The 26,408-nt window shown below is 52.0% G+C and carries 22 protein-coding genes and 1 pseudogene; 8 read left to right on the top strand and 15 right to left on the bottom strand.

Features of this window, described 5'->3' with window-relative positions; all coding sequences use genetic code 11:
- Window positions 1–68: 68 nt before the first annotated feature.
- The 4 genes from fdhE to fdnG are packed head-to-tail and all read right to left on the bottom strand — an operon-like array spanning window position 69 to window position 5,592.
- Window positions 69–998, bottom strand: coding sequence for a formate dehydrogenase accessory protein FdhE (gene fdhE / locus ACJHXB_RS19650; protein ID WP_000027693.1), 930 nt, complete (start codon window positions 996–998; stop codon window positions 69–71).
- Window positions 995–1,630, bottom strand: coding sequence for a formate dehydrogenase cytochrome b556 subunit (gene fdoI, locus ACJHXB_RS19645; protein ID WP_000829013.1), 636 nt, complete (start codon window positions 1,628–1,630; stop codon window positions 995–997). Before fdoI ends, fdhE begins: the two co-directional genes overlap by 4 nt.
- Entirely contained in the window at window positions 1,627–2,529 is a 903-nt protein-coding gene (gene fdoH / locus ACJHXB_RS19640) for a formate dehydrogenase O subunit beta (protein ID WP_000331377.1), read from the bottom strand. The genes fdoI and fdoH overlap by 4 nt, the downstream gene beginning before the upstream one ends.
- Window positions 2,530–2,541: 12 nt before the next feature.
- The gene (fdnG, locus tag ACJHXB_RS19635) at window positions 2,542–5,592 is read right to left on the bottom strand and encodes a formate dehydrogenase-N subunit alpha (protein WP_410233529.1); all 3,051 of its coding nucleotides are present in this window, start codon (window positions 5,590–5,592) and stop codon (window positions 2,542–2,544) included.
- A gap of 193 nt (window positions 5,593–5,785) precedes the next feature.
- Here fdnG and fdhD point away from each other — a divergent pair, with 193 nt between their 5' ends.
- On the top strand, window positions 5,786–6,619 hold the full coding sequence (gene fdhD / locus ACJHXB_RS19630) for a formate dehydrogenase accessory sulfurtransferase FdhD (RefSeq protein WP_000753597.1): 834 nt from the start codon (window positions 5,786–5,788) through the stop codon (window positions 6,617–6,619).
- Window positions 6,620–6,707: 88 nt separating this feature from the next.
- Window positions 6,708–7,349 (top strand): annotated as a pseudogene (locus tag ACJHXB_RS19625) (YiiG family protein); the annotation flags it as partial.
- Window positions 7,350–7,404: 55 nt separating this feature from the next.
- Here the strand turns inward: ACJHXB_RS19625 and ACJHXB_RS19620 are convergent.
- The 4 genes from ACJHXB_RS19620 to ACJHXB_RS19605 are packed head-to-tail and all read right to left on the bottom strand — an operon-like array spanning window position 7,405 to window position 12,121.
- Entirely contained in the window at window positions 7,405–9,153 is a 1,749-nt protein-coding gene (locus tag ACJHXB_RS19620) for a putative frv operon regulatory protein (RefSeq protein ID WP_032341287.1), read from the bottom strand.
- Complete coding sequence (locus ACJHXB_RS19615) at window positions 9,153–10,223, bottom strand: aminopeptidase (protein ID WP_001019470.1); 1,071 nt, start codon at window positions 10,221–10,223, stop codon at window positions 9,153–9,155. The genes ACJHXB_RS19620 and ACJHXB_RS19615 overlap by 1 nt, the downstream gene beginning before the upstream one ends.
- Entirely contained in the window at window positions 10,213–11,664 is a 1,452-nt protein-coding gene (locus tag ACJHXB_RS19610; protein ID WP_000446006.1) for a PTS fructose-like transporter subunit IIBC, read from the bottom strand. The genes ACJHXB_RS19615 and ACJHXB_RS19610 overlap by 11 nt, the downstream gene beginning before the upstream one ends.
- A gap of 10 nt (window positions 11,665–11,674) precedes the next feature.
- On the bottom strand, window positions 11,675–12,121 hold the full coding sequence (locus ACJHXB_RS19605) for a PTS fructose transporter subunit IIA (RefSeq protein ID WP_000729617.1): 447 nt from the start codon (window positions 12,119–12,121) through the stop codon (window positions 11,675–11,677).
- Between the two features lie 476 nt (window positions 12,122–12,597).
- On the opposite strand from ACJHXB_RS19605, the gene ACJHXB_RS19600 reads away from it, so the two are divergent.
- Window positions 12,598–13,992 carry a carbohydrate porin gene (locus tag ACJHXB_RS19600; protein WP_000749937.1) on the top strand — a complete coding sequence of 465 codons (1,395 nt, stop codon included), beginning with the start codon at window positions 12,598–12,600 and terminating at the stop codon, window positions 13,990–13,992.
- Window positions 13,993–14,032: 40 nt separating this feature from the next.
- Here the strand turns inward: ACJHXB_RS19600 and rhaM are convergent, their stop codons facing one another.
- From rhaM to rhaB, 4 genes are all read right to left on the bottom strand, one after another.
- On the bottom strand, window positions 14,033–14,347 hold the full coding sequence (gene rhaM, locus ACJHXB_RS19595; RefSeq protein ID WP_000619503.1) for an L-rhamnose mutarotase: 315 nt from the start codon (window positions 14,345–14,347) through the stop codon (window positions 14,033–14,035).
- A 9-nt stretch (window positions 14,348–14,356) separates the two neighbouring features.
- Window positions 14,357–15,181 carry a rhamnulose-1-phosphate aldolase gene (rhaD, locus tag ACJHXB_RS19590; protein ID WP_001179776.1) on the bottom strand — a complete coding sequence of 275 codons (825 nt, stop codon included), beginning with the start codon at window positions 15,179–15,181 and terminating at the stop codon, window positions 14,357–14,359.
- A 241-nt stretch (window positions 15,182–15,422) separates the two neighbouring features.
- On the bottom strand, window positions 15,423–16,682 hold the full coding sequence (gene rhaA, locus ACJHXB_RS19585; RefSeq protein WP_001315116.1) for an L-rhamnose isomerase: 1,260 nt from the start codon (window positions 16,680–16,682) through the stop codon (window positions 15,423–15,425).
- Window positions 16,679–18,148, bottom strand: coding sequence for a rhamnulokinase (rhaB, locus tag ACJHXB_RS19580; RefSeq protein ID WP_000144069.1), 1,470 nt, complete (start codon window positions 18,146–18,148; stop codon window positions 16,679–16,681). The genes rhaA and rhaB overlap by 4 nt, the downstream gene beginning before the upstream one ends.
- A gap of 287 nt (window positions 18,149–18,435) precedes the next feature.
- Between rhaB and rhaS the strand changes: the two genes are divergently transcribed.
- Together rhaS and rhaR are read left to right on the top strand one after the other, a co-directional pair.
- Complete coding sequence (rhaS, locus tag ACJHXB_RS19575) at window positions 18,436–19,272, top strand: HTH-type transcriptional activator RhaS (RefSeq protein ID WP_000217153.1); 837 nt, start codon at window positions 18,436–18,438, stop codon at window positions 19,270–19,272.
- Between the two features lie 73 nt (window positions 19,273–19,345).
- On the top strand, window positions 19,346–20,194 hold the full coding sequence (gene rhaR, locus ACJHXB_RS19570; RefSeq protein WP_024185224.1) for an HTH-type transcriptional activator RhaR: 849 nt from the start codon (window positions 19,346–19,348) through the stop codon (window positions 20,192–20,194).
- Here the strand turns inward: rhaR and rhaT are convergent.
- Window positions 20,191–21,225 (bottom strand): L-rhamnose/proton symporter RhaT, encoded by a 1,035-nt coding sequence (rhaT, locus tag ACJHXB_RS19565; protein WP_000063520.1) that lies wholly within the window; start codon window positions 21,223–21,225, stop codon window positions 20,191–20,193. The two genes, rhaR and rhaT, sit on opposite strands and share 4 nt — an antisense overlap.
- Before the next feature lie 284 nt (window positions 21,226–21,509).
- On the opposite strand from rhaT, the gene sodA reads away from it, so the two are divergent.
- From sodA to yiiM, 3 genes are all read left to right on the top strand, one after another.
- Window positions 21,510–22,130, top strand: coding sequence for a superoxide dismutase [Mn] (gene sodA, locus ACJHXB_RS19560; protein ID WP_001297064.1), 621 nt, complete (start codon window positions 21,510–21,512; stop codon window positions 22,128–22,130).
- A gap of 259 nt (window positions 22,131–22,389) precedes the next feature.
- Window positions 22,390–23,373 carry a 2-keto-3-deoxygluconate transporter gene (gene kdgT, locus ACJHXB_RS19555; protein ID WP_001166063.1) on the top strand — a complete coding sequence of 328 codons (984 nt, stop codon included), beginning with the start codon at window positions 22,390–22,392 and terminating at the stop codon, window positions 23,371–23,373.
- Between the two features lie 148 nt (window positions 23,374–23,521).
- A complete protein-coding gene (gene yiiM / locus ACJHXB_RS19550; RefSeq protein WP_001270252.1) occupies window positions 23,522–24,196 on the top strand; it encodes a 6-hydroxyaminopurine reductase in 675 nt (224 codons plus the stop codon).
- Between the two features lie 104 nt (window positions 24,197–24,300).
- Here the strand turns inward: yiiM and cpxA are convergent, their stop codons facing one another.
- A complete protein-coding gene (cpxA, locus tag ACJHXB_RS19545; protein ID WP_000580417.1) occupies window positions 24,301–25,674 on the bottom strand; it encodes an envelope stress sensor histidine kinase CpxA in 1,374 nt (457 codons plus the stop codon).
- A complete protein-coding gene (gene cpxR / locus ACJHXB_RS19540) occupies window positions 25,671–26,369 on the bottom strand; it encodes an envelope stress response regulator transcription factor CpxR (RefSeq protein WP_001033722.1) in 699 nt (232 codons plus the stop codon). Before cpxR ends, cpxA begins: the two co-directional genes overlap by 4 nt.
- Window positions 26,370–26,408 lie beyond the last annotated feature (39 nt).

The raw sequence follows: 26,408 nt of genomic DNA, 5'->3' as shown, positions 1-26,408 counted from the left end.
GAGATGGTGTCGTCACACCCTATGAACTGTAATCCGGGCGACCTGCGCCACCCGGAAAACGTCAGAGATTACTCTCCTTCACCCGGAAACAGGAACGGGTTGATGGAACTGCGGGCGTAGCCTTCTTGCTCCATTCGCGCGTCCAGTACCAGAGAGGCGAGGTCATCTGCCACGGCTTCAACTTTCGGTTCTTTTTCCTGATAAAGAATCTTCAGGTAAGTGCCGCAGTCATCGCAGCTTTCGGCTTTAATCGCGGCCTGTTCGTCATCCAGCGACCAGTAATGCAGTTTGCCGCTCTGCTCGCAGTTGCTGCATTTTACGCGCACTACGTGCCATTCGGTTTCACACAGGTTGCAGTGCAGGTAACGCAGCCCCTGAGTGGTGCCAATTTGCACCATGCTGGACACCGGCATAGAGCCACATACCGGGCAATATTGACGTTGTTCGCCGTATTCAGCGCGGGCTTTGCCGGGGATCAGATTGGCCATCTGCGCCCAGTAGAGCGACAGTGCAGCCCAGATAAACGGCGCTTTATCGCTACTGACGGATGAGAAATCAGAGGCAAACAGTGCGCTGGCCATATCTTCCAGCTCCTGAGTTGATGCCTTCTCCAGATTCTCAATCACTGCCAGCGCCGGGCCGCTCATTTCAGGTTTAAGCTCAGCAATTAGCGCCATCAGCAGCTTTTGCCAGTGCTTATCACGCGGCAGAACGTGAATATCCAGCGGGGGCTTGCCTTGTGCGCTGGCTTCTTTAATTCGTGCAGTCAGATCCATCTCCAGCGGATGGTCGTACAGCACCACTTCCTGGGCGTGGGCGATAAGCGCAGCAAAGCGCAGGTAATCACCCAGCGGATTATTTTCTGCCAGCTCGCGCAGACGCTCGGCGCGGCGGTGGTATAAATTCTTGAGCCGAGGGAACAATAACGGCGGAATCATATCCGCCGTACGTTTCTCGCTCGAACCCAGCTCATCTTGCGGGATTATGCGAATACTCATTCAGCTTTCTTTTCCGTTGTCTTGCGGACCTCACGGTACCAGCGCGGGTGATGTTTCTTCGCCCAGGCGCTGGTAACCCATCCTTCCACCATGGCGGTAATCGTGCCTTTCACCCAAAGGGCGGCGTAGATATGCACCATGATAACCACAATTAACGCCACTGCGGCAAATGAATGCAGCATTAACGCGAATCGGATCACCGGGATTGAGAAAGCAGGCGCAAAATAAGGACGCCAGATAATCACGCCGCTCACCAGCAGCAGAACCAGGAAAATAATCGCCGCCCAGAAAACGCATTTCTGACCGAAGTTATAACGCCCGGTGTCACCTACTTCCTCGTTGACGACGATCTTACGAATATTCTTCGCCCAAAAGATATCATCCCGATTGATTAGGTTGTGATGCCAGTAACGGAAAAACATGATGATGAACGAGGCAAACATAACCACGCCGACAAACGGGTGCAGAATTCGCGCCAGCTGCGGTGTGCCCATGATTTGCATCAACCAGTTGAAGGACGGGAACAAAAAGCCAAGCCCGCTCACCGCCGCCAGGATGAAGCAGAAGGCGGTGATCCAGTGGTTGATACGTTCCGGCGCGGTGTAGCGCACGATGGTGTCACGTCGTTTCATTTGCGCTCCTCGTCTTTCTCTTCGTGCAGATTATTCTCTTCCTCATCCGCACGGTTCGGACCGACACCCACGTAGTGGAAGATACTGGCCGCGAAGGTAGCCGCAAAGCCAACAGCTGCGAGCGGTTTCCAGATGCCTTTCCAGAATTTCACGGTTTCGCTGATTTCCGGGTTCTCCGGCAAGCCATGATACAGATTTGGCTTGTCAGCATGGTGCAGCACGTACATAACGTGTGTACCACCAACGCCTGCCGGATCGTACAGACCCGCATTGTCGTAACCGCGAGTTTTCAGCTCCGCCACGCGCTCGCTCGCCAGCGTTTTCATCGACTCTTTCGTACCGAAGTGAATCGCGCCCGTTGGGCAGGTCTTCACGCAGGCCGGTTCTTGCCCAACCACCACGCGGTCAACGCACAGCGTACATTTGTAGACGCGGTTGTCTTCCGGGTTGAGGCGCGGAATGTCGAACGGACAGCCCGCAATGCAATAACCGCAGCCGATGCACTGCTCGGACTGGAAGTCGACGATACCGTTGGCATACTGAATAATTGCTCCTTCCGCCGGGCACGCTTTCAGGCAGCCTGGATCGGAACAGTGCATACAGCCGTCTTTGCGGATCAGCCATTCCAGTTTGTCGTTCTGTTCCACTTCCGAGAAGCGCATCACCGTCCACGATTTGGCACTTAAATCATTGGGGTTGTCGTACACCCCAATGTTATTGCCGACGGTATCGCGAATGTCGTTCCACTCTGAACACGCCACCTGACAGGCTTTACAGCCGATACAGGTGGTGACGTCGATGAGTTTCGCCACTTCTTCCTGGAAGTCCCGCGCCTGAGGCGCGGGGGTCAGACCGTTAGTCGCGGAACGACGAATGATATCTTGCGATTGATAAGCCATATGTCGTCTCCGTTACACCTTTTCCACATTCACAAGGAAGGACTTAAACTCTGGCGTCTGCGTGTTCGCATCACCAACGAATGGCGTTAACGTATTGGCAATAAAGCCTTTTTTCGCAACACCTTCATAGCCCCAGTGAATCGGAATACCGATGGTATCGATATCTTTGCCGTTCGCTTTCAGCGTGCGAATACGTTTGGTCACCACCGCTTTGGCTTTGATATAGCCACGGTTGGAGGAGACTTTCACGGTATCGCCCTGGGCAATGCCAAGTTTATTCGCCAGCGACTCACCGATTTCCACAAACTGCTCTGGTTGCAAAATCGCGTTCAACAGCGCGTGTTTGGTCCAGTAGTGGAAGTGCTCGGTCAGACGATAGGTGGTTCCGACATACGGGAACTTATCGGCTTTACCCAACGCTTCGGCGTCGTCTTTAAAGATACGTGCAGCCGGGTTCGAGATAACGTTTGGATGCAGCGGGTTAGTTCCCAGCGGCGTTTCAAACGGCTCGTAGTGTTCCGGGAACGGACCTTCCGCCATCTTATCGAGGGCAAACAGACGCCCCATGCCTTCCTGCTGCATGATAAACGGCCCAACACCGCTGCCCGGAGGCGCTGCGCTGTAGTCCGGAATATCCCAGCCGGTCCACTTAGTGCCGTCCCATTTCAGCAACTGACGCTTCGGATCCCACGGGTTACCCTGCGGATCTGCGGAGGCGCGGTTATACAGAATGCGGCGGTTAAGCGGCCATGCCCATGCCCAGCCCAGCGTGTTACCGAGGCCAGACGGATCGGCGTTATCACGACGCGCCATCTGGTTGCCTTCCGGCGTCCAGCTACCGGCGAAAATCCAGCAGCCACAGGAGGTTGTACCGTCATCGCGCAGTTGGGCAAACGAGCTAAATTGTTGGCCTTTCTTGACGATAACCGCCCCGGTTGCCGGATCGGTAATATCGGCCAGCGCCTTACCGTTGCTCTCCATCGCCACTTCTTCTGAAGATGGCTCATGCGGAATGGCGTAGTTCCATGTCATGTTCAGCACCTGGTCCGGGTTCGCGCCACCCTGTTCGGCATACATCTTGCGCAAGCGCAGGAAGATACCGGAGAGGATCTCGCCGTCAGTCAGCGCAATCCCCGGGGCGTCCGCACCTTTCCAGTGCCACTGTAACCAGCGACCGGAGTTAACGATTGAACCGTTCTCTTCCGCGAAGCAGGTCGATGGCAGACGGAACACTTCGGTCTGGATCTTCGACGAGTCAACTTCGTTCAGCTCACCGTGGTTCTGCCAGAAGTTAGAGGTTTCAGTGTTCAGCGGGTCGATGGTGACGAGGAACTTCAGTTTCGACAGACAACCGATCACTTTGTTTTTGTTCGGGAATGAGGCAACAGGGTTAAAGCCCTGGCAGATATAGCCATTGACCTTGCCCTCTTTCATCATCTCGAAGTATTGCAGGACGTCGTAGCCTTTATCCCACTTCGGCAACCAGTCAAAGCCCCAGCTATTTTCCGCCGTCGCTTTATCACCAAAGAAGGCCTTCATCATGGAGACGAAGAATTTCGGGTAGTTGCCCCAGTAGTTTACCTGGCCTTCCAGCAGCGGTTTTGGCGTGTTGGCGGTAAGGTAGGTTTGCAGATCGGTCTGCTTCTCGCTCGGCAGCGTCATGTAACCCGGCAGGCTCTGCGACAGCAGCCCCAGGTCCGTCAGCCCCTGAATATTGGAGTGACCGCGCAGGGCGTTAACGCCGCCGCCTGCCATCCCCATATTGCCGAGCAGCAGCTGGATCATCGCCATCGTACGAATGTTTTGCGCACCAACAGAGTGTTGCGTCCAGCCGAGGGCATACAGGAACGAGGCAGTTTTATCGTGAGCACTGGTTTCGGCGATGTATTCGCAGACTTTCAGGAACGCGTCTTTTGGCGTACCACAGATGTTTTCAACCACATCTGGCGTGTAGCGGGAAACGTGCTGTTTCAGCAAGTTCCACACGCAGCGCGGATGTTGCAGCGTGGTATCGCGTTTGGCGAAGCCGTTTTCGTCCAGTTCGTAAGTCCAGGAGGATTTATCGTACTTGCGTTTTTCCGCGTCATAGCCGGTGAACAGGCCATCTTCAAAGCCGTAATCCTCACGCACGATCAGGCTGGCGTTGGTATAGGCTTCGGTATATTCGCGGTTGAATTTTTCATTGTTCAGCAGGTACAGCAATACGCCTGACAGGAAAGCAATGTCAGTACCGGAACGAATAGGGGCATAGTAGTCAGCCACCGCCGCCGTACGCGTAAAGCGAGGATCGATCACAATCAGCTTCGCGCCATTGTGAATTTTGGCTTCCATCGCCCAGCGGAACCCGACCGGGTGAGCTTCAGCGGCGTTACCGCCCATCACCACGACGAGGTTGGCATTCTTGATGTCGACCCAGTGGTTGGTCATCGCACCGCGACCAAATGTTGGAGCAAGACTTGCTACCGTTGGTCCGTGTCAGACACGCGCCTGGTTGTCGACCGCGAGCATACCCAGCGCGCGGGAGAATTTTTGCGTTAAATAGCCGGTTTCGTTACTCGACGCGGAAGCACACAGCATCCCGGTGGAGAGCCAGCGGTTAACAGTCACGCCTTCGGCGTTTTGCGCAATGTAGTTAGCATCGCGGTCTTCTTTCATCAGTTTGGCGATGCGATCAAACGCCTCTTCCCAACTGATTTGCTGCCATTTATCAGAACCTGGCGCACGGTATTCCGGAAACTTCAGACGGCTTTCGGAGTGGATGAAATCCACCAGGCCAGCGCCTTTCGGACAAAGTGCACCGCGGTTGACCGGGTGATCCGGATCGCCTTCGATATGGAAGATAGATGCTTTGGCGTTTTTTGCTCCGTCACCGAGGCTGTACATCAACAGCCCACAGCCTACGGAACAATAGGTGCAGGTATTACGGGTTTCGCGGGTGCGCAGCAGTTTATACTGCCGAGTTTCCGCGAGTGCTACGCTGGGTGCAAAACCCAGTGCCGCTGCCGTGGTGCCTGCCATACCGCCAGCGCAGATCTTAAAGAACTGCCTTCTGCTGACCTGCATGGATTGCTCCTTGTTTCGACATTGTCACGTCCCATTTACATTCGCTTGCTGCGTGTGCAGGGAGTGGGAGTTATTTTTCTTTGCGGAAGGGGCCGCAAAGGTCCAGAATTGGCTCAATTTCCCTCCATCCAGGAAGGGTTTGTAACAGAATACCATAATGTTGGTGTGTGTGTTCTTATCTGGTTAAGAGAAAGTGAAAAAAACACAGCAAAAAGAAATCGAAAATGTGACAAATGTCACAGGTGTTCGTCAAATTGAGTTATGGCGGCGTGATGATTTACAACACCCACGGTTAGATGAGGTGGCGGAAGAGGTTCCCGTTGCGCTGGTCTACAACGGCATTTCGCATGTAGTGATGATGGCGTCACCCAAAGACCTTGAGTACTTTGCGCTCGGTTTTTCGCTTTCCGAGGGGATAATCGAAAGTCCACGCGATATCTTCGGTATGGATGTCGTTCCTTCCTGTAATGGTCTGGAAGTGCAAATTGAGCTTTCCAGCCGCCGCTTTATGGGGTTGAAGGAGCGTCGCCGGGCACTGGCGGGACGTACGGGATGTGGCGTGTGCGGCGTGGAGCAACTTAATGACATCGGAAAACCGGTGCAGCCGCTACCGTTCACCCAGACGTTTGATCTCAACAAACTGGATGATGCATTACGTCATCTCAATGATTTCCAGCCAGTGGGGCAACTGACCGGTTGTACTCACGCCGCCGCCTGGATGTTGCCATCTGGCGAACTGGTCGGCGGGCATGAAGACGTGGGTCGCCATGTGGCGCTGGACAAACTGTTAGGCCGCCGGTCACAAGAAGGGGAAAGCTGGCAGCAAGGTGCGGTACTGGTTTCCAGTCGTGCCAGTTATGAAATGGTGCAAAAGTCGGCGATGTGCGGCGTAGAGATTTTGTTTGCGGTGTCTGCCGCGACCACGCTTGCTGTAGAAGTGGCTGAACGCTGTAATTTGACGCTGGTGGGCTTTTGTAAACCGGGTCGGGCAACGGTTTATACCCATCCGCAGCGTTTGAGCAATTAATTAAAATAAGTCCTGCGATATATATTAAATTGCAGGACTTATTCATTTCGTGAATTTTATTATTTTATTTATAAACAAAACGCGTGTAGTGGCGTTAACGCCTGCGCTGCAACCTATTGATGGCGTGGCGGTGAGTTATATTGATGCTGCCGTGGCGTTGGGTAATACCATTAACGAAATGGATAAATATTACACCCAGGAAAATTATAAAGACGATGCGTTTGCGAAAGGGAAAACGCTGCACCAGACATTCTTAAAAAATCTTGAAGCCTTTGAACCTGTAGCAGAATCTTATCATGCGGCGATTCAGGAAATTAACGATAAGCGCCAGCTTGCGGAATTGAAAAATATTGAAGAAAGAGAAGGGAAAACATTCCACTACTACTCTCTGGCAGTCATGATTTCAGCGAAACAAATTAATAACCTGATATCGCAAAATAAGTTTGATGCAGAAGCGGCAATGAAGAAAGTGTCTGAACTGGAAACGCTGGTGGCGCAAGCCAAAGAAGCGGATAAAAGCGGCATGAATTTCTCGTTTATTAATTCGGCAAGCCAGTATCAACTCGAGGCTAAAAAATACGTTCGCCGCATCAGAGATAAAGTCCTGTACTCTGACTGGGATAAAGAGCAACTTCAGGACGCAAACTCAATCTGGATGGTCGACGACTCATTTCCGCGAGCGTTACGCGAGTACAACGAAATGGTCGATGACTATAATAGCCTGCGTTAAACGTTTTTGATTTTGGTGATAAATGCAGTGTCGGATGCGGCGCATCCGACACAGTTCACCCCTTGTGAAGTAACTCCATAAATGCCTCATATCCTGTTAACCCGGCAATAACCTCTGCCGGATGCTGACACAATACGCTTGCCAGATAGCTAAATATTTTTAGCTCATGACGTGCATCGGCGGCGGCGCAGGCGATCAAGACATGGTTAACTACTTCGTTATTCACCTCAACCGGTTGGGCGAGGGTAATAAAAAATCCACGAAAACGTCGTTCCTGTTCGCTCCAGCAATGTGGGATGGCGAGACGATTAACAATCAGGTTTTCGCCTTCGCTTTCGCGGGCGATGATCCGTTGTGCTTCATCGGCGGTAATATGGTGTTGTGCGACTAATTGCGCACAAATTTGCCGGGTAATATGTTGCCAGCTTTCACCGCGTACATTCGAATAATGAAAACTTCCGGGGGTAGAGAAAAAACGCTCCGGTTGCTGGCGAATAAATGCCGTCGCCAGAAAATGTTTTATTTGTTCGATACCGGCAGCCGTAATGATATTTTTTACGGTGATGCAATTATTTACCGTGTCATCCAGTAAATAATGGCTGTTGTTAATGATCAATAACGGCTCAATCTCTTCGCGAATGGCAACAAGTTCGCTTAAGCTACGGGCAATAATCACCCGACAATTTAAAACATCGCGCTCAATGGCGAGCTGATTAATAGTGGCAATCGCGTTCTGATCAGAGAGCAAAATGATCGGCTGGCGTTCGTTTTGATGCCGTTCCAGCGCACAGGCAAAATACAAACCGATCAGATCGCTGTCGAAAAGGGGAATATCGAGTTGTTCACGCAGTAGCGTAATAAAGTGCAGACTCATATCAAAGGCCGCAGGCCAGGCGGCTTTCAGGTTATTCATGCTGCTTTGGCGGTGCTCACCAATCCACACCGGCGCGGCAAGGCAACGTAATAAATGCCCGGTAATATTCTCAACCAGTTGCGTATCAATAATATTCAATGACGCAATGCCCGGCACCCTTTGCAGCACCCCCTGCACATTATCGGCAGAAATTACCTGTGCTTGCTGATGCTGTTTCTCTATCAAACCCGTCAGGGTTCTTACAGCGTTATCACCAAGAAACAGGCCGCTATATTCAACGATTTGTTTTATCTCGTCACCGGGATATTGCGGCCACTCATCGGTCAGTTGATTACGCAGGGCGTAAATCGCCAGAATCAGGCTGGAGAGATAATCACCCTGCATCAGCGGCCAGCGGTGTTGGTTGTCGCAGACCGTGGATAATTGCTGAAGGTTGTCTCGTGTTACGCCCGCCAGAGGAATTAAAAACGGATCTTTGCGCAGCAAGTTCGCCAGCAATATAACGCGTTTCTCTTCTGTCTCATCAATGAAATGGCCCAAACCGGGGCGACTGGCCAGGCAGCAAGTACGTTCATAACGCTGTTTCAGGCGGGGCAGACGCTCTGCTACCCACGTTTCTGGCAAATTAAGCGCCGAGGCGAGTTGCGCACGGGGAGTGAAAGTATTCAGTAATAACAGCGCCAGCAGCCGATCGTCGTTATCGTGCTTTTGCAGCAACTGAAAAAAACTGCGGCGCTCGAAGATTTCCAGCTGATAGCCCGCACTGCCACTGGCGAAAATGCGGGCTTTGCCGTTAAGGGTGAAGTTGAGATAGTCAATATCACGCAGGATGGTCCTGCCAGAAACGCCAGTCTGATGCGCCAGCTCGCCAGGCGTGCGCGGCTGTTGCTCCAGCAGATCGACAATCTTTAACTGGCGTTCGTTTAGCATTAATCCACCTGACGGAACTGGCTAAACGCGTTGACTTTCTCCGCAGTTAAGGTCGTCAGAAAACCCCGTATCAGCGTGAGCAGAGCATCATAATCGGCTTTTGAAATCATACCGCTGTTGGCGTGCAGATAACGAGTTGGCAGACACAGCGCGACAACCGGACGCCCGCCGCCCATTACGTTGTAGCGCCCGCCATCCGTCGCACCGGTTTTCATAGTGGAAAATTGCAGCGGTAAATCATTCTGCGTGGCACAGCTTTTTAACGCTGCTACCAGTTTCTGGTTGGGGAAGTAGCGCTTGTCAAACAGCATCAGCCCCGGCCCGTTGCCCAGTTTCAGCGGATATTTAATGTTATCAATGCCTGGAACATCGCCCGCGACAGCGGTATCCAGCACGATCACCACATCCGGTTTAATGTGTTCAGCCGAGGTTTGCGCCCCGCGTAGCCCAACTTCTTCTTCCACACTGCCAACGCCATACAGCGTAATTTCGGGGTTATTCACCGTCTGCAATAGCTCAGCCATCATCGCGCAGCCGATGCGATTATCCAGAGCCTTGCCGACCACTTTATCTTCGCCCCAGCAGGCAAAATTGGCCTCAGGGCTAATAAAATTGCCAATTTCCACGCCGCGTTTTTCCACCTCTTCGCGACTGTTCGCGCCAATATCAATGAACATCTCATCAAATGACAGCGGTTGTTGCTTTTGCTTTTCCGTTAACGCATGAGGCGCGACGGAACCAATCACACCAGGGATTTTAAATCCCTTGTGTGTGCGTATGGTTACCCGGTGGTTGAGCATCGACTGATTCCACCAGCCGCCAATGGTGGTAAAACGCAGAAAACCGCTCTCGTCGATGTGGGTGACCATAAAGCCGACCTCATCCATATGCCCGACAACGGCAACTTTTGGACCTTTATTCCCCTTACGGGCAACAAAGCTGCCCAGACCATCAAAGGTGATCTCATTAACGCAAGGTTCCAGCGTGTTTATCAGAATGTCGCGAACTTCCTGTTCATCGCCGCTGACGGCGCTGGCTTCGCACAACTGTTGCAGTAACTCAATGTTCATGGACAAGCTCCTGTTGCGCAGCTTTGGCTTTGCGGCGTAACCATAATCCTTTCAGGACGATAATGAATAAAATGTTCAGCGCGAGGCCAATCGCCAGCACCAGATAAAACGAACCTACCGGCGACATCAGGCCGATCAGCGGGTCAAAGATACCCAAACCAGGTGCCAGACGTTTGATTCCGAAAGCGATCACCAGCACGCCGGTAATACCGCCCGCCAGCGTATTGGCGGTAATCATCGGCAACGGAGCTGCCAGAGCGTAAGGAATAGCCGGTTCGGTTGCGACTGTGGCACCGACCACAATGGCACTACTGGCAGCCTCTTTTTCCTGTCGGGTAAACAGTTTGGGCGCAATGAACGTCGCAAGACCTGCCGCGACAGGTGGCATCAGCGCGACAACGCCGACGATGGCGTACCAGTCGTAAATGTGTTTTTCCAGCAGTGAGAAGCAGAAGAACCAGGCGGTTTTATTGATAGGGCCGCCCATATCGAACGCCAGCATCGCACCGACCAAAAACGCTGCCGCAAACTTCATTGACGGAGGAATGGTGTTCAGGAAGTGCAGCAACCCGCCCATGAGGTCGGACATCACCGGTCCGATAACGTAGTAAGTCAGTACGCCGAAAACCAGCAAAGTGACGAACGGGATCAGCATGGAACCGAGCAGCGGTTGTAATGCTTTGCCAAGGCGCACTTTGCGGAACCAGAAGACGAAATAGCCAATCGCCAGCCCCAGCACCACCGCACCGAGGAAGCCCGCGCCAGACTGGGTGCCGAGCAGGGCTTTGTCGTTCGCCAGATAACAAACCAGAAACGCCGGAGCGAAAGCGGGTTTATCGGCAATCGACGAGGCAATATAAGCGCCCATGATGGGGATCATAAAGGTGAAGCCGAGATAACCGATGGATTCCACCACCCAGGTAAACGACGGCGCGCCTTTCGACATATCGGTATACGGCAAACCGAACTGCACCAGCATGTTGGCAAGCGCCACCAGGATACCGCCACCGATGACAAACGGCAGCGCCGCAGAGACACCCGCCATCAGATGGCTCATTACGCTGCCACTTTGCACTTCCTGTTTGCCGAGCTTCACGCCGCTATCTGCGGCAAAAAGTTGTGAGTTTGTCGGTAATTCACTGAAAATCTGGTCGATATTTTTCAGCGCCTGGGAGATGGCAATCTCATAAACCATTTTCCCGGCAAATCGCGCGCGATCGTCACCGCTCAGGCCACGCCCGGTGGCGAAAATCACGTAATCGGCAGCGGCAATCTCTTCGCTGGATAAGCGGTTTTCGACGCCGCTTGATCCTTGAGTTTCAACTTTAATGGTATGACCGAGAGAACGGGCTTTCTGTTCCAGGGCTTCCGCCACCATGTAGGTGTGAGCGATCCCGGCGGGGCAGTTGGTGATCGCGACAATACGTAAGGATGACTCCATCGCCACTTCCTTATGAGCTGAGGGTTTGATTTAACAAAGCAAGCACCTGGTCGGCGTCGCCCTGTCGCAGTTGGTTGATAAAATCCTGGTGGATAATTTTGCGACACAGTGTGCCGATGATTTTGACCTGATCCTCTTCGCCACTTTGCGGCACGCCGAGGCAGATCCAGCAATTGACGTCTTCGCCGTCGCTGGCTTTCCAGTCAATGGCCTGCGCTTTGCGGGCGAATAACACGAACGGTTGTTTAACGCAGGCGCTTTTACCGTGCGGCACGGCGACACCGGAACCAAATCCCGTGGAGTGCATTTTTTCGCGCAGCAGCAGGGTTTGCAGGAATTGATGTGAGTCGGTGATAAAACCGTTTTGTAACGCCATTGTCGCCAACTGCTTCAGAACGGAATAAGTGCCATTGCCCTGAATATTCAGGTCAATACAGCTTGCAGTAAGTGCTGCCATTATTGGACTCCATGAAAAAATATTATAGTTAATTGTAACGGCGGGGCGGTTTTGTGATGAGCGCGGATATGTCGTGAAGTCGTGACAATATAAGGCAGAGTGAAGGATAAATTTTGCGGTGTAAGGCACATATTGATGGGCATAATAAATGCAGTGAATAAAAAATCATTATTTAATGATGTTGTGAATGTTTAACTGCCGCACATGTTTTGCAGCAAGGTTATTTATATTTGTGGCTTATGAGTCAGCGTGAATTATATCTAATATTTTTTACGATATTTGGTTAAAAACGGCACTATTGTTATATTCCTCACGTTCCAGGAAATCAGCGGATTTACTCATATTATGCAGCGGGATACTATCCATCGGCCTGCTGAAGTTGGATTAAAAATTCGAAAGTGCACACCTTATATTTCTCTATATACGTATTCCTTTTGGAAAGCGTAGGGTCTCTTTTATTTCAGGGAACGTAAATAATGAAAAAATCGACATTATCTTTAGCCATCGGTTTATTATTGGCATGTAGTACCGGAATGGCAAAAACACAGCATTTAACGCTGGAACAACGCATGGCATTGCTGGAAGAACGCCTGGAAGCGGCAGAAATGCGGGCAGCAAAAGCAGAGGGGCAGGTTAAACAGCTTCAGACACAACAAGCCGCCGAGATCCGCGAAATTAAAACCGCACAGGGCAACACGCCGGTAAACGGTCAATCAACGACGGAGTCAGAGAAGAAAAACGCCACCTCGCCTAATCTCCTGCTTTCAGGGTATGGCGATTTAAAAATCTACGGCGATGTAGAATTTAATATGGATGCGGAAAGTAATCATGGCCTGCTGGCAATGACCAACGCTGATGTGAATAGCGATCCCACTAATGAACAGTGGAATCTCAATGGTCGTATTCTGTTAGGTTTTGATGGTATGCGAAAACTGGATAATGGCTATTTCGCCGGGTTCTCCGCACAACCGCTGGGGGACATGCACGGTTCAGTAAATATCGATGATGCGGTATTCTTCTTTGGCAAAGAAAACGACTGGAAGGTCAAAGTAGGCCGTTTTGAAGCCTACGATATGTTCCCGCTGAATCAGGATACCTTTGTTGAACATTCCGGTAATACTGCGAACGATCTTTATGACGATGGCAGCGGTTATATCTATATGATGAAAGAGGGCCGCGGGCGCTCTAACGCTGGCGGTAATTTCCTCGTCAGCAAACAACTCGATAACTGGTATTTTGAATTAAACACGTTACTTGAAGACGGAACATCTTTATATAATGACGGTAATTATCATGGACGCGATATGGAGCAGCAGAAAAATGTTGCTTATCTGCGTCCGGTAATTGCCTGGTCGCCGACGGAAGAATTCACCGTTTCCGCAGCGATGGAAGCGAACGTGGTAAATAATGCTTATGGTTATACCGATAGCAAGGGTAATTTTGTCGATCAGTCCGATCGTACCGGCTATGGTATGAGCATGACCTGGAACGGCCTGAAAACGGATCCGGAAAATGGCGTCGTGGTTAATCTTAATACCGCCTATTTAGATGCTAATAATGAGAAAGACTTCACTGCCGGGATTAACGCGCTGTGGAAACGTTTCGAGCTGGGTTATATCTACGCGCACAATAAGATTGATGAATTCAGCGGTGTAGTTTGTGATAACGACTGCTGGATTGATGATGAAGGGACGTACACCATTCACACCATTCATGCGTCTTATCAGTTCGCTAATGTGATGGATATGGAGAACTTTAATATTTACCTCGGGACGTATTACTCCATTCTGGATAGCGACGGTGATAAAAAACACGGTGATGATACTGATGACCGTTACGGTGCACGCGTTCGCTTTAAATACTTCTTCTGATGAAGGCGCGGTGCTGGATATTTTCCGGCACCGCAACTCATTAAGGCAGGTAAAACACTTCTTGCAGCTCGCTACTGACTGGGCTGTTATCCGGGTTAGCTGGCATAACGTCGGTCATATACTTCCACCAACGTTGGCAAACATCAGTACTGGCTACCGCATTCCACCGTTCTTCAGATTCAATCTCTACCGTGGCAAACAGCAGATTACGCGCTTTGTCGAGGTAAATGGCGTAGTTATGCGCACCGTGAGATTTCAACACTGCTTCCAGTTCCGGCCAGATTGGATTATGCCGACGCTGATACTCTTCGTGGGCGTCGGGGTTAACCTGCATGACAAAGGCTTTGCGGATCATGTTTGCTCCTTACAGCGCCAGCGCACTGGCGAGTGGTGTAACGCCGAAACGCTGGCCGAGCGCTATCAGCTCTTCACGACTGATGGTCTGTTTCATGCCGCCCATCGAATAAACCTTCACTAATACTTGTGCTGATTTTTCTGCGGTGTCGATTAAACCGAATGTTTCATCCAGTGTCGGACCGCTGCCGAAGACGCCGTGGAAGGGCCACAACACCAGCGAATGTTTTTGCATTTCCTGTGCGGTCGCCTGGCCGATTTCGTCGGTGCCGGGCACCATCCACGGCAAAATGCCGACGCCATCCGGGAACACTACCAGACACTCGGTGCTGCCTTCCCAAAGCTGGCGAGTGAAGACCGCGGTGTCGTTTTCCAGTACGTAGGTAAGGGCGATCAGGTTGGTGGCATGGCAGTGCATGATCACCCGATCTTTACCGTTGGTGGCTTTAATGCGTTCGCAATGAGAGAGGAAGTGCGCCGGAAGTTCAGAGGTTGGAACGGCTTCGTGAGTTAGCCCCCAGAGAATATGGTAGCCCGCGCCGTCGCTGTCGACTTTTACGACGCCTAAGTTAGCCGCAGGATCAAGCTGGACGTTACGAAAGAATTTGCCGGAGCCGGTGACAATAAACGGTGTATTTGCCAGTAAAGGCATGGGCTGGCTGAGCGGGATATAGCGCGGTTGAGGGTGGAAATTGTCGTGATACGGTGCGATATCGGCGTCCTCCAGGCGCAGCGTCAGGTTGCCGCCGTTGCGTTCGTCCCAGCCTTTCAGCCAGGCATCGGTGGTGGCTTTGATCATTCCCTGGACAAACCAGGACTGGGTAATGTTTTGCATGTTCTGTGTTCCTGTAAATTAGGTTGCCTTGTTTAGACATGGTGCGGCTTGTTCCCCTCACCCTAACCCTCTCCCCGTAGGGGCGAGGGGACTGTCCGGAGCGGTGCTCAGCTCCGTTGCTGAACGAGGCTATGTTTTTCTCCCTCGCCCTTTCAGGGAGAGGGCCGGGGTGAGGGTGACAGCCCGCATGGACATTCGACCCGTAGGCCGAATAAGGCGCTCGCGCCGCATCCGGCAGTGTTTACCCTCGCTGGCTCAAAATTTCTTTTTCATAAGCCCGCACGCTCTTCAGCCATTCGCTACCCGCTGGGGTATCGTGACGTTGGCAATACATTTCCCAGACCGCCTGCCACGGCAACGATTTCTGCTCTTCCAGCAGTGCCAGACGCGCAGTGTAATCGCCCGCCGCTTCCAGCTTGCGCAGCTCAGCGGTAGGTTCCAGCAACGCACGCAGCAGGGCTTTTTTCATATTGCGTGTACCAATGACCCACGCGGCAATGCGGTTGATAGAGGCATCAAAGAAATCGAGACCGATATGTACCCGGTCGAACAGATCGTGACGAACAATCTCACTGGCAATCGCCTGAGTTTCATCATCCAGCAGCACCACGTGATCGCTGTCCCAGCGAACCGGACGACTGACGTGCAGCAGCAACTGCGGCACATACAGCATGGCGGCGGAAATCTTGTCGGAAATCACTTCAGTCGGGTGGAAATGCCCGGCGTCCAGGCACAGCGCCGTCTGGCGGCTGGTGGCATACCCCATGTAAAACTCATTGGAGCCAACCGTGTAACTCTCCGCGCCAATGCCAAACAATTTGCTCTCAACGGCGTCGATATGGTGCGCCGGATCCAGCTTCTCGCTGATCACCTCATCCAGTGCTGCCAGCAAACGCTGACGTGGGGCGAGACGGTCAACGGTGATATCTTTCATGCCATCCGGGATCCAGATGTTCATCACCGACGGTGTGCCAAGTTGCTCGCCAAAATAGGCTGAAACACGGCGGCTGGCTTTGCAGTGATCAATCCAGAACTGGCGAATACTGTCGTCGGCATGGGAAAGCGTAAAGCCATCGGCGCTTAGCGGATGCGAAAAACAGGAGGGGTTAAAATCCAGACCGAGCTGATTGGCTTTCGCCCATTCAACCCAGTTTTTGAAGTGCTCTGGTTTGATCTGGTCGCGCGAGACTGGCGTGTCTGATTCCAGATAGATGGCATGTAAATTAAGCCGTTTCGGCCCCGGAATCAGCCGCATAGCTTGTTCCAGATCGGCACGTAGCTCGCTGGCATTACGCGCTTTGCCCGGATAATTGCCAGTAGCCTGAATCCCCCCGGTCAGCGAACCTTCCGGGTTTTCAAAACCGGAAACATCATCGCCCTGCCAGCAGTGCATTGAAACGGGTAAACGATCAAGTTGGCGCAGTGCCTCCTCGACATCAATCCCTACTGCCGCGAAACGCTGTTTCGCCAGCTCCCAGGCCTGTTCCAGTTGAGTGGTCATGCGCAAAGCTCCTTTGTCTGTCGTGTAGAGTGAATCTGCGCCACATAGTGGGCAATTTCACTGTCAGGATTAGGGGTAAAGGTGGTCAGATTCGCGGTGGTGCTGACGACCTGACGGAAATCATCCACATTGTTGAGTTCATCCAGCGTCATTAACTGGATGCCGATATTGCCGAGCGTCGAGGCTTCAACAGGCCCGGCGATCACCCGAATACCGCAGGCATCAGCACATAACTGGTTGAGCAGCGCGTTCTGGCAGCCACCGCCGACAATATGCAGTTGCGAGAAATCTTCACCACGCAGCTGTGCCAGCTCATGCAACACATCGGCATACAGCAACGCCAGACTGTCGAAAATACAGCGCGCCAGTTCAGCATCACTTTCCGGGATCGGTTGCGCCGTTTCCCGACACGCAGCCTGAATTTCTCTGCACATCGCCTCAGGATTAATAAAGCGATCGTCATTGGGATTGATGATGAAGCGGCAAGCCGGCAGTGCTTGTGTCGCGGCGATAAGCGCCGGAAGATCGTTGATTTGCCGCTCCTGAAGCACCCGCTGAAGCAGCCATAAGCCCATAATATTTTTCAGCACCCGATAGCGACCTTCCGCCCCGCCTTCATTGGTGATGTTGGCTGCCAGCGCCGTGTCATTGGTAAATGGCGTCTGGCTTTCGAAGCCCATCAATGACCAGGTGCCAGAAGAGAGATAAGCGGCGCGTGAACTGTTTAACGGCGAGGCGATAACCGCGCTGGCGGTATCATGGCTGGCAACGGCGACCACCGGAATCTCATTACCCTGCGGGCAAATCCAGTGCCCAATGACATTACCCGGATGCGTCGGGCGACCAAACCAGGCTTTGTTGGCACCGCTCCACGCCAGTAGCGACTCGTCCCAGTCGTCGCTATTGATATTGACCAGTTGCGTGGTCGTGGCGTTGGTGTACTCCCAGTTCATCTTGCCGGTCAGGCGATAACTAAAGTAATCCGCCATCAGCAGAGCGTGAGCAATGTGTGGAATAAGTTCAGGTTGTTGCTCCGTCAGCGCACGCAACTGATAGATCGTATTGAAGGGTAGAAATTGTATGCCGCTACGCTGATAAATATCGCGTTTGCCGAGTTGCTGTTGTGCCTGCGCCATCAGGCCATTGGTGCGGCTATCGCGATAAGCAACGGGCAGGCCCACGCGCTGACCCTGTTGGTCGAGCAGCACAAAGTCCACGCCCCAGGTATCAATCCCAATGCTATCGATACGAATCCCTTCCTCGCACACCTTGTTTAATCCAAGGCGAATGGCACTTTCCAGGCTATCCACATCCCAGGTGACATAACCGTTCTGGCTATGCAGCCCATTGTTAAAACGATGGATTTCGCGCAGCGTCAGGCTGCGGCATTCACGCTCGTAACGCGCCAGCATCACGCGCCCACTGGATGCGCCGAGATCGACGGCGACACAATTGCGAAAGGTCATAATGTGATCCTGCTGAATTTCATTACGACCAGTCTAAAAAGCGCCTGAATTCGCGACCTTCTCGTTACTGACAGGAAAATGGGCCATTGGCAACCAGGGAAAGATGAACGTGATGATGTTCACAATTTGCTGAATTGTGGTGATGTGATGCTTACCGCATTTCCTGAAAATTCACGCTGTATCTTGAAAAATCGACGTTTTTTACGTGGTTTTCCGTCGAAAATTTAAGGTAAGAACCTGGCCTCGTGATTACTATTTCGCCGTGTTGACGACATCAGGAGGCCAGTATGACCGTATTACATAGTGTGGATTTTTTTCCGTCTGGTAACGCGTCCGTGGCGATAGAACCCCGGCTCCCGCAGGCGGATTTTCCTGAACATCATCATGATTTTCATGAAATTGTGATTGTCGAACATGGCACGGGTATTCATGTGTTTAATGGGCAGCCCTATACCATCACCGGTGGGACGGTCTGTTTCGTACGCGATCATGATCGGCATCTGTATGAACATACCGATAATCTGTGTCTGACTAATGTGCTGTATCGCTCGCCGGATCGATTTCAGTTTCTCGCCGGGCTGAATCAGTTGCTGCCACAAGAGCAGGATGGGCAGTATCCGTCTCACTGGCGCGTTAACCACAGCGTGTTGCAGCAGGTGCGACAGCTGGTTGCACAGATGGAACAGCAGGAAGGGGAAAATGATTTACCCTCGACCGCCAGTCGCGAGATCTTGTTTATGCAATTACTGCTCTTGCTGCGTAAAAGCAGTTTGCAGGAGAACCTGGAAAACAGCGCATCACGTCTCAACTTGCTTCTGGCCTGGCTGGAGGACCATTTTGCCGATGAGGTGAATTGGGATGCCGTGGCGGATCAATTTTCTCTTTCGCTGCGTACGCTACATCGGCAGCTTAAGCAGAAAACGGGACTGACGCCTCAGCGTTACCTGAACCGCCTGCGACTGATGAAAGCCCGACATCTGCTACGCCACAGTGAGGCCAGCGTTACTGACATCGCCTATCGCTGCGGATTTAGCGACAGTAACCACTTTTCGACGCTTTTTCGCCGAGAGTTTAACTGGTCACCGCGTGATATTCGCCAGGGACGGGATGGCTTTCTGCAATAACGCGAATCTTCTCAACGTATTTGTACGCCATATTGCGAATAATCAACTTCGTTCTCTGGCCGAGGTAGCCACGGTGGCGCATCAGTTAAAACTTCTCAAAGATGATTTTTTTGCCAGCGACCAGCAGGCAGTCGCTGTGGCTGACCGTTATCCGCAAGATGTCTTTGCTGAACATACACATGATTTTTGTGAGCTGGTAATTGTCTGGCGCGGTAATGGTCTGCATGTACTCAACGATCGCCCTTATCGCATTACCCGTGGCGATCTCTTTTACATTCATGCTGACGATAAACACTCCTACGCTTCCGTTAACGATCTGGTTTTGCAGAATATTATTTATTGCCCGGAGCGGCTGAAGCTGAATCTTGACTGGCAGGGGGCGATTCCGGGATTTAGCGCCAGCGCAGGGCAACCACACTGGCGCTTAGGTAGCATGGGGATGGCACAGGCGCGGCAGATTATCGGTCAGCTTGAGCATGAAAGTAGTCAGCATGTGCCGTTTGCTAACGAAATGGCAGAGTTGCTGTTCGGGCAGTTGGTGGTGTTGCTGAATCGCCATCGTTACACCAGTGATTCGTTGCCGCCAACATCCAGCGAAACGTTGCTGGATAAGCTGATTACCCGGCTGGCGGCCAGCCTGAAAAGTCCCTTTGCGCTGGATAAATTTTGTGATGAGGCATCGTGCAGTGAGCGCGTTTTGCGTCAGCAATTTCGCCAGCAGACTGGCATGACCATCAATCAATATCTGCGGCAGGTCAGAGTGTGTCATGCGCAATATCTTCTCCAGCATAGCCGCCTGTTAATCAGTGATATTTCAACCGAATGTGGCTTTGAAGATAGTAACTATTTTTCGGTGGTGTTTACCCGGGAAACCGGGATGACGCCCAGCCAGTGGCGTCATCTCAATTCGCAGAAAGATTAATTCGCCATGCCCATGCCGACGATGTTGGCGGCGACAATAATCACCACACAACCGAGGCTCAACACCGTTACCGGACGGCGACCTGCATTGTTCCACTCTTTCAGCACCAACCCGACGATACCGCCGCACAATACATAGAAGCTCATATGCAGCATCCAGCTGATGTAGTCATACTGCGCCGGAATGCGGGCGTGGCCCCAGGCATAGAAAAAGAATTGCAGATACCACATCAACCCGCCCAGTGCTGAGAGTAACACATTGTGAATGATCAGCGGTTTTGCCAGCGAGAAGTCGGTTTTTAGCGACAAATCCTTCACTTTTGCCAGACGAATGAAGCAGAAACCGAGGTTGATGATCGCGCCGCCTCCCATGATGACAACATAGCTTGGCAGAGCGACATACAGTGGATCGACGCCCAGTGCAGCAGCGGCTTCATGCATCGGTTTTGCGGCGTTCATCGCAAAGGACATCCCGGCAGAGAAAATGCCGCACATCACCGCCAGCACCAGCCCTTTTTTCAGGTTGAACTCTTCGGCTTTAATGCCCATCTTGCGCTCTTTCAACTGCCCGGCGCGAGTCACAATCCCTACGCCAATCAGCGCCACCAGAACGCCGAGCAACGTCATGCGTCCGCCTTCGGTGCTAATCAACACATCGAAATTGCCGTTGATAATTGGCGTCATCAGCGTACCGACAATCAACGTAATGCCAATGGCGATACCAATCCCCATCGACATGCCGAGATAACGCATGGTCAGGCCGTAGTTGATATTACCGATCCCCCACATAGCGCCGAACAGAAAAACAGGCAGCAGCGTAGAGAGACTAAACGAGCTGTAATACGCCCAGAAATTCGGCAGTAACAGGGCGCTGATGGCCCACGGCAGAATAATCCACGAAACAATCCCACCAACTGACCACATGGTTTCCCATGACCATTTTTTTACTTTTTTGAACGGAGCGTAAAAACAGGCTGCACTGGCCGCGCCGATCAAATGCCAAAATATCCCCATCGTAATCGCGTTACTCATCTTCTTATCCTCATCATTTTTCGTCGCGTCACATCTCCGACGAGATGAGTGTAAAAATCGTGCTGTCGATTAACCTTTCGCCTGTTGCCGCCGTTGTCGATTTACTGGCAATCACGGCATTAAGTGGGTGATTTGCTTCACATCTCGGGCATTTTCCTGCAAAACCATACCCTTACGAAAAGTACGGCATTGATAATCATTTTCAATATCATTTAATTAACTATAATGAACCAACTGCTTACGCGGCATTAACAATCGGCCGCCCGACAATACTGGAGATGAATATGAGCTATACCCTGCCATCCCTGCCGTATGCTTACGATGCCCTGGAACCGCACTTCGATAAGCAGACCATGGAAATCCACCACACCAAACACCATCAGACCTACGTCAACAACGCCAACGCGGCGCTGGAAAGCCTGCCAGAATTTGCCAACCTGCCGGTTGAAGAGCTGATCACCAAACTGGACCAGCTGCCAGCAGACAAGAAAACAGTACTGCGCAACAACGCTGGCGGTCACGCTAACCACAGCCTGTTCTGGAAAGGTCTGAAAAAAGGCACCACCTTACAGGGTGACCTGAAAGCGGCTATCGAACGTGACTTCGGCTCCGTTGATAACTTCAAAGCAGAATTTGAAAAAGCGGCAGCTTCCCGCTTTGGTTCCGGCTGGGCATGGCTGGTGCTGAAAGGCGATAAACTGGCGGTGGTTTCTACTGCTAACCAGGACTCCCCGCTGATGGGTGAAGCTATTTCTGGCGCTTCCGGCTTCCCGATTCTGGGCCTGGATGTGTGGGAACATGCTTACTACCTGAAATTCCAGAACCGCCGTCCGGACTACATCAAAGAGTTCTGGAACGTGGTGAACTGGGACGAAGCAGCGGCACGTTTTGCGGCGAAAAAATAATCATTTGCCGCCTGCTGCAATGAGGCGTTTACGCCGCATATCAGCGTAAAAAATGAACCATCGCCAACGGCGGTGGTTTTTTTGTGATCAATTTCAAAATAAAAACAATGATCCGATAAAAATAAAACACTGTTTCAATTGATGTGGTTTTGATCACTTTTATTGATTAAATGAATGTCTATCTTCGTTTCCATCAACACTGATGCTCCGTTGAGGAATGACGCATCAGCCCTTAAAAATATGCCGACAGGTGATGGAAATGCAGATAAAACGCTCGATTGAGAAAATCCCGGGGGGGATGATGCTCGTCCCGCTATTCCTTGGCGCACTGTGCCACACCTTCTCGCCGGGGGCGGGGAAATATTTTGGATCATTCACCAACGGGATGATTACCGGTACGGTGCCCATTCTGGCGGTGTGGTTTTTTTGCATGGGGGCGTCAATAAAATTAAGCGCGACGGGAACGGTATTGCGTAAATCCGGTACGCTGGTGGTAACTAAAATTGCCGTCGCGTGGGTGGTTGCGGCAATTGCCTCGCGCATTATTCCGGAACATGGTGTTGAAGTTGGATTCTTTGCCGGACTTTCAACGCTGGCGCTGGTGGCGGCGATGGATATGACCAACGGCGGACTTTACGCTTCCATCATGCAGCAGTACGGCACAAAAGAAGAAGCTGGGGCATTTGTGTTGATGTCATTGGAGTCCGGGCCGCTCATGACGATGATTATTCTGGGCACTGCCGGGATTGCCTCGTTTGAACCGCATGTTTTCGTCGGCGCAGTATTACCGTTCCTGGTGGGCTTTGCCCTTGGGAACCTTGACCCTGAATTACGAGAATTTTTCAGCAAAGCGGTGCAGACGCTGATTCCATTCTTTGCCTTCGCGCTGGGCAATACCATTGATTTGACTGTAATTGCCCAGACAGGTTTGCTGGGGATCCTGTTGGGTGTGGCAGTAATTATCGTGACCGGTATTCCGTTGATTATCGCCGATAAATTGATTGGCGGTGGCGATGGCACTGCCGGAATTGCCGCTTCCAGTTCCGCAGGGGCTGCGGTAGCGACACCTGTGCTGATTGCAGAAATGGTGCCTGCGTTTAAACCGATGGCTCCGGCAGCAACTTCGCTGGTCGCGACGGCGGTCATTGTGACTTCGATTCTGGTGCCAATTCTTACCTCTATCTGGTCACGTAAAGTCAAAGCCAGAGCAGCGAAAATCGAAATTTTAGGTACGGTGAAATAAACCTGCTTCCTTAATCCCCACAGCCGGATGAACTAACGTTCGTCCGGTTTGCTATTGAGTTCCTGCCTGGATACTTACCGCGAAAACAGCACGCCTGACATAAAATAAATATGGTCTAATGGGGAAATTTCTCGTGGAGAGGGAACAGATGCGATATCCGGTTGATGTATACACAGGCAAGATTCAGGCTTATCCCGAAGGCAAACCCAGCGCAATTGCCAAAATCCAGGTTGATGGTGAGTTGATGCTGACGGAGCTGGGGCTGGAAGGTGACGAGCAGGCGGAGAAAAAGGTTCACGGCGGGCCAGACAGAGCGCTGTGTCATTATCCTCGTGAGCACTATCTCTACTGGGCGCGGGAATTTCCGGAACAGGCGGAGTTGTTTGTTGCGCCTGCGTTTGGCGAAAATCTCTCAACCGACGGTCTGACGGAAAGTAATGTTTATATTGGCGATATTTTCCGCTGGGGAGAGGCATTAATTCAGGTCAGCCAGCCACGCTCACCTTGCTATAAACTCAATTACCATTTTGATATCAGCGATATAGCGCAGTTGATGCAAAACACGGGTAAAGTTGGGTGGTTGTATAGCGTGATTGCGCCAGGGTTGGTATCTGCTGATGCTCCGCTGGAGTTGGTTTCCCGTGTCAGTGATGTGACCGTGCAGGAGGCTGCCGCCATCGCATGGCATATGCCGTTTGATGACGAGCAGTATCACCGTTTACTCTCCGCCGCCGGGTTATCGAAAAGCTGGACGCGGACGATGCAAAAGCGCCGACTGAGCGGCAAGATCGAAGATTTTTCCCGCCGGTTGTGGGGAAAATAACCCCCGGAGTGTAGGCCTGATAAGACGCTATCAGCGTCGCATCAGGCATCCTGCTCAAATGCCGGATGCGGCGTAAACGCCTTATCCTGCCTACAATGCGGAGTTTAACTCCGCTTATACAGCGGCAACCAAATCACCAGCCGTAAACCGCCAAGCGGGCTGTCTTCTGCCTTCACCCAGCCACGATGCTGCTGGATGGCGGTTTCAACAATCGCCAGCCCCAAACCTGTACCGCCAGATTCACGATCGCGTGCTTCATCGGTACGATAGAACGGACGGAAAATCTGTTCGCGATCTTCCGGGCTAACGCCAGGACCATCGTCATCCACCGTAATGGTGATACCGTCTTTATCTACCGCAAAGCCCACTTCAATCTTCGTATGGGAATAACGCAGGGCATTACGAACAATGTTTTCCAGCGCACTCTCCAGGGCGTTCGGGTTGCCGTACAGCGGCCACGGCCCAGGCGGGAAGTTAACCGTCAACGACTTGCCCATCTGTTCTGCTTCGAACGCCGCGTTATCCAGCACTTCACTCCACAACTGGTTGGCTTTGATGGTCTCACTCACCAGCGCGTTTTTCTGCTGATTACGTGACATCACCAACAGATCGTTAATCATGCTGTCCAGACGTTGCGCTTCGGTTTCAATACGCTCCAGTTCCTTGCTTTCACCGCTACGACGGCGCAGTAACGCCGTACCCAGTTGCAGACGCGTCAGCGGGGTGCGCAGCTCGTGAGAGATATCAGAAAGCAGACGCTGCTGAGAGGTCATCATGCGCTCCAGCGCGGTGACCATCTGGTTAAAACTGGCACCTGCGGCAAGGAATTCCTGTGGCCCCGCTTCCAGTTCCGGGTGCTGACGTAAGTTTCCCTGGGCAACTTCATCGGCCGCGTTTTTCAGCTTACGCGCCGGTTTTGCCAGACTCCAGGCCAACCACAACAGCAGCGGCGTACTGACCAGCATGGTGACAATCAGCAGTAATAGCGGGCGGTCAAACAGTAAGTTAATGAAATCGGATTGAGAACTGCTGGCCGGACGAATCAGATAAAGTTGGTAATTATCTTCGCCATCACGCACGGAGAACGGACCGACCAGTTCCACGCGGCCATACTTTTTCTTCTGCGGATGATCGGCGTTATCGGCCTGACCAATAAAGTTACGAATGATCTGCATTTCGCTGCGTTCAGCGCCGATCACGCGGCCCTCGGTGGTCACCAATAACAAACGCTGTCCTGGCGGTGCCCACTTATCAATCGCCCGGAACAGACGCCGCCACCACATTAAATCGTTGGGCGGATCGTTCGCCAGTTCCGCTTCAACATGCTGCTCAATCATCAGCCCCTGACGCTGTTCGCTATCCAGAAGCTCGGTCATCTGGCGTGAATCGAGCTTGGGTAACATCAAAACCAACATCAACACCAGCGCCAGCGTCAGCCAGAAGATGGCGAAGATGCGCGCGGTTAAGCTGCCTATCATGAAGCAGAAACCATCAGATAGCCGCGACCACGCAAGGTTTTAAACCACGGGTGACCATCTTTACGATCCGGCAGTTTACGACGCAGGTTGGAAATGTGCATATCGATAGCGCGGTCGAAAGGCGTCAGGCGTTTGCCCAGCACTTCCTGGCTTAAATGTTCACGGGAAACCACCTGACCCAGATGCTGTGCCAGCAAATAGAGCAGGGTAAACTCAGTACCGGTTAACTCCAGCGTTTGCCCGTCGAAGCTGGCTTCCTGACGGCCTGGATTCAGCACTAAGGCATCAACTTCCAGTGTCGGTGAACCGTTGTCGTTGTTTTGCTGTTGTTCGCTCCAGTGCGAACGGCGCAGGATCGCGCGAATACGTGCCACCAGCTCACGATCATTAAACGGTTTCGGGAGATAGTCATCTGCGCCCAGCTCAAGGCCGAGAACGCGATCAAGTTCACTGCCGCGCGCCGTCAACATAATGACAGGCGTCTGGTGTGTCTGGCGAAGTGCTTTTAATGTGTCGATACCATTTTTCTTCGGCATCATTACGTCAAGCAAAAGTAAATCAATGCTGTCGTCCAGAAGATCAAGCGCCTGTTCCCCATCGTGGGCAACAATCACGTTGAAGCCTTCCATCTCGAGCAGCTCCTTTAATAGGGAAGTCAGCTCTCGGTCATCATCAACTAACAGGATTTTATTCATTGTTTAAATACCTCCGAGGCAGAAATTACGTCATCAGAC

The organism is Escherichia sp. WS3227_2, assembly GCF_046486495.1.
GTDB classification, from domain to species: domain Bacteria; phylum Pseudomonadota; class Gammaproteobacteria; order Enterobacterales; family Enterobacteriaceae; genus Escherichia; species Escherichia coli.
The sequence above is the reverse complement of the archived record's forward strand: the minus strand, read 5'-3'. Positions and strand labels throughout refer to the sequence as shown.

What these genes read in the sequence shown, in the direction of transcription:
- rhaT (WP_000063520.1), bottom strand. Translation starts at nt 21,225, where the DNA reads ATGAGTAACGCGATTACGATGGGGATATTTTGGCATTTGATCGGCGCG.
- rhaA (WP_001315116.1), bottom strand. Translation starts at nt 16,682, where the DNA reads ATGACCACTCAACTGGAACAGGCCTGGGAGCTGGCGAAACAGCGTTTC.
- cpxA (WP_000580417.1), bottom strand. Translation starts at nt 25,674, where the DNA reads ATGATAGGCAGCTTAACCGCGCGCATCTTCGCCATCTTCTGGCTGACG.
- ACJHXB_RS19600 (WP_000749937.1), top strand. Translation starts at nt 12,598, where the DNA reads ATGAAAAAATCGACATTATCTTTAGCCATCGGTTTATTATTGGCATGT.
- rhaS (WP_000217153.1), top strand. Translation starts at nt 18,436, where the DNA reads ATGACCGTATTACATAGTGTGGATTTTTTTCCGTCTGGTAACGCGTCC.
- ACJHXB_RS19620 (WP_032341287.1), bottom strand. Translation starts at nt 9,153, where the DNA reads ATGCTAAACGAACGCCAGTTAAAGATTGTCGATCTGCTGGAGCAACAG.
- ACJHXB_RS19610 (WP_000446006.1), bottom strand. Translation starts at nt 11,664, where the DNA reads ATGGAGTCATCCTTACGTATTGTCGCGATCACCAACTGCCCCGCCGGG.
- yiiM (WP_001270252.1), top strand. Translation starts at nt 23,522, where the DNA reads ATGCGATATCCGGTTGATGTATACACAGGCAAGATTCAGGCTTATCCC.
- sodA (WP_001297064.1), top strand. Translation starts at nt 21,510, where the DNA reads ATGAGCTATACCCTGCCATCCCTGCCGTATGCTTACGATGCCCTGGAA.
- rhaB (WP_000144069.1), bottom strand. Translation starts at nt 18,148, where the DNA reads ATGACCTTTCGCAATTGTGTCGCCGTCGATCTCGGCGCATCCAGTGGG.
- ACJHXB_RS19605 (WP_000729617.1), bottom strand. Translation starts at nt 12,121, where the DNA reads ATGGCAGCACTTACTGCAAGCTGTATTGACCTGAATATTCAGGGCAAT.
- fdoH (WP_000331377.1), bottom strand. Translation starts at nt 2,529, where the DNA reads ATGGCTTATCAATCGCAAGATATCATTCGTCGTTCCGCGACTAACGGT.
- ACJHXB_RS19615 (WP_001019470.1), bottom strand. Translation starts at nt 10,223, where the DNA reads ATGAACATTGAGTTACTGCAACAGTTGTGCGAAGCCAGCGCCGTCAGC.
- cpxR (WP_001033722.1), bottom strand. Translation starts at nt 26,369, where the DNA reads ATGAATAAAATCCTGTTAGTTGATGATGACCGAGAGCTGACTTCCCTA.
- fdoI (WP_000829013.1), bottom strand. Translation starts at nt 1,630, where the DNA reads ATGAAACGACGTGACACCATCGTGCGCTACACCGCGCCGGAACGTATC.
- rhaD (WP_001179776.1), bottom strand. Translation starts at nt 15,181, where the DNA reads ATGCAAAACATTACCCAGTCCTGGTTTGTCCAGGGAATGATCAAAGCC.
- rhaM (WP_000619503.1), bottom strand. Translation starts at nt 14,347, where the DNA reads ATGATCCGCAAAGCCTTTGTCATGCAGGTTAACCCCGACGCCCACGAA.
- kdgT (WP_001166063.1), top strand. Translation starts at nt 22,390, where the DNA reads ATGCAGATAAAACGCTCGATTGAGAAAATCCCGGGGGGGATGATGCTC.
- fdhE (WP_000027693.1), bottom strand. Translation starts at nt 998, where the DNA reads ATGAGTATTCGCATAATCCCGCAAGATGAGCTGGGTTCGAGCGAGAAA.